Origin of the sequence: Rhodococcus sp. ARC_M5, from assembly GCF_022810405.1 — a bacterium.
In the GTDB taxonomy this organism is placed as follows: Bacteria; Actinomycetota; Actinomycetes; order Mycobacteriales; family Mycobacteriaceae; genus Rhodococcoides; species Rhodococcoides navarretei.
This window is the reverse complement of record NZ_JALGQE010000061.1, coordinates 1-296: the sequence shown is the minus strand read 5'-3', so window position 1 is coordinate 296 and position 296 is coordinate 1. Positions and strand designations below refer to the sequence as shown.

The window sequence follows — 296 nt, the reverse complement described above, 5'->3', positions numbered from 1 at the left end:
TGAGAACTCAACAGTGTGTCGATGAATGTCAGTGCCGAATTTTATTTGGTGAAAGCATTCGATGTATCAGCCATCCGCTTGTGGTGGTTGTTGTCGGGTGTTGTTTGAAATGCTAGTTGAGTTTTTTTGCTAGTGATTTGACTTGATGTCTTTGACTGATTCGCAGCCCCTTCGGGGGTTGTTGTTTCGCAGGTCTTTTACGGAGAGTTTGATCCTGGCTCAGGACGAACGCTGGCGGCGTGCTTAACACATGCAAGTCGAGCGGTAAGGCCTTTCGGGGTACACGAGCGGCGAAC

The 296-nt window shown here is 49.0% G+C and carries 1 rRNA gene; it reads left to right on the top strand.

The window, feature by feature from the left end:
• Nucleotides 1-196: 196 nt before the first annotated feature.
• Nucleotides 197-296, top strand: a 16S ribosomal RNA gene (locus MTX34_RS25545); the annotation flags it as partial.